1 protein-coding gene is annotated in these 2,670 nt (G+C 34.8%); it reads left to right on the top strand.

All coding sequences use genetic code 11. The features are described from left to right. Positions 1–356: 356 nt before the first annotated feature. Positions 357–2,558, top strand: coding sequence for a hypothetical protein (locus H4J50_RS18700; protein ID WP_182257667.1), 2,202 nt, complete (start codon positions 357–359; stop codon positions 2,556–2,558). Positions 2,559–2,670 lie beyond the last annotated feature (112 nt).

The following is a 2,670-nucleotide window of genomic DNA, read 5'->3' as shown; positions in this document are numbered from 1 at the left end:
TTGCTGCTCAATAAAAGCAGTCCATTTTTGTTGTGTAGCTAATTGCATATGCTGATCCCTAATTAATTTTAGGAAAGCTTACTGTTTGGCTGGTTTAAATGTTAGGTGCCTTTTGGCGGACGCTCACGCTTGAGACATACCTTTGGAACAGACAAATTTTACGACATAGCTAAGGAAAATAACATACTAACAGAGAATGTTACATCAACCTCCCTCGTATACTTAGCAGTTGCAAAACTATTAGGGCATACCATAAATCAAAGATATGCCCCTGCCACCACCGCGAATTACATTCGTTCTTGCAATTATAAAGAAGCCTTTGAACTTAATGTAATGGGCCAAAATAGGAGTGAGCAATGGGATTAACTACTGAAGAGTTGTCTCTACAAGAGTTCAATTCAAACAAAAAAGTTACGCATGTACCTTTTGATATCAAAGCCACCACTTACCTTTTATCAAATAGAAAGCGATTGGAACTTACAGACACTGAATGTCCTTATAAAAGCGTAATATTCCAAGCGTTTATGTATGTCAATTACTTGTTCAGTACGGATCAAATGTACAAATCTAGAGAACAACTTTTTAGACAGCAAAGTCTAACTTTTCTAGCATTCCTACATTGCTTTGACTTACAAAAGGAAAACAAAGCTAAAATATTTAAACTATACGAAGCTCAACGCGTGGATGACGGCTGTAAAACACAATCAACTGGGCTTAAAGATCTTAAATCATACTTAACGAGGTGCCTCAGAGAACCTTCATTCACAGCACTCATTGATGACATAAAAATAGAGTACCTAATTACCTTAAGCGAGACAAAAATAGCTCCTGATGATGATAATGAATCGTATACATTAACTAATTGGCTTTCTCAACACACTTGGCTTAGACGAGATGACATAGGGATTGGCGCTGATCGCTATGCACGATTAGGCTCTCCGAAATTACTTATTAATTCGTTTAACATTACAACGGATACCGCTCTTTTAGAGATTCAAAGGAGCAAGCACATACTTATTGAATTTTTTAGAGGAAACAATTCATTACTCCGTAATGAATTCATGATTATCAGCAAAGAAAAGTCTGATTTAAATACGAATGACTACAAAGCATACTTAATAAGAATGAAGTGTAAGATTCTCAATACGTTGAGAAAAGCATATCACCAAGCTACAAATCCCTCCGAAGAACTAAAAAACGCAATGGAATTAGTCCTTTTATCATTCACAAATAGTTCGTTTGTAAAAGTGGTAACCGATGAATTTTTCAAGAATGAAGAAATATATCAAACGAAGGGTAATAAAGTACAATTAAGTACTGGAAAATCATTTTTATTCACAGAAAAAATTATATTTGAAATGTTTTCATACTCAAAAAATCCAAACGATAACGTTTGCCCTACAACAGAAGGCGAACATCTTCTTTTTCAATTTATAATGGCGTCATTACGAGTTCAAGGAAGCGACATACTTAAGCTGCGCTATAGTGACTTTAAGTTTTTACGAAGATCAAATGGATACATTAGCCACATTGAAAGTGAATACTTTAAAGGCAGAGCCAGCGATTATCATATCACGGAAACTATAGGTCCAAATACGGATAGAAGAGAGGCTTTACTTAATTTTATTTCGGAACGAAGCGCTAAAATGAGTAAGCCTGATGAAATTCTCACTTTTAAAAGAAGTAAGCTTAGACTATCTCATAATGGAGCAATAGCGGAACTAAGTTTGGTTTTAAATACGTCTACTATTAACGAAAAAATACTTAAAAAGCATAGTGATAAGGGTGTCTCATCTTTGTTCTCTATATCTCTAGAAAAATTAATGCAGAATGGACCTAGTTTTTGCAACAATGATGTTCCTGAATCAAAGATCGAGCAGAAAGTAAGGGAGGACAAATTTAGAAGCATAACTTGTTTCGGGCTTAGCGCAATAAAAAACACAGCAGTACATGCAGGCAGCGACCTATTTGACCCAACCCAGCTTTTAAACTTTAACTCACATACAAATTCAACAGAGCGCGATTCATACTTAACTCCATACAACGAAGAGTGGAAGAATAATACCGGACTAATCACGCGAGCGGTCATGCAAGACATTCATAAAAATCTATACCGAATTAGCGAGAAGGACAAGCAACAATTCCAGAGCGAATTCACCAAGGCTACTACTGCCATTAATAACAGAAAAAAAGAAGCTCTCGCAAAAATAAAAATATTAACTGAATACAACGATGTAGTGGTAAATGAACTTGGGATTGCAAGTAAAAACACACTAATTCAAAATGATCTACCAGATTCAATCTACTTGGTAGACTCAGCTGAAACCGTAATGAAATTAAAATATTATCTAGATCAAGCGAAGATACACAACAAAGCTATATTAAATAAGAACCCAGAGTTTCTCTTTAACACGCTGTTGCCCACCTTAGAGTGGATTGAGGAAATTTTTTTTAAAAAGAAATTTTCAAAAAAGTCATTATCTAAGGGAAATGAAATGTTTAATAAATATAAGAAAATTCTGCCCCCGATATTTCAAGTACAAGGTGACGTGGTTTAATAGATTCGACTACCCCAGTTAAGAGATAATGAACTTAACTGGAGATCGAAAATGACAAAACGTAAAAAATATTCAAAAGAATTTAAATTAGATGCCATTGCTTTAGTCAAAG

Origin of the sequence: Colwellia sp. 6M3, from assembly GCF_014077595.1 — a bacterium.
GTDB lineage: Bacteria > Pseudomonadota > Gammaproteobacteria > Enterobacterales > Alteromonadaceae > Cognaticolwellia.
Note: the sequence above shows the minus strand (reverse complement) of the source record. Positions and strands in the feature narration are given on the sequence as shown.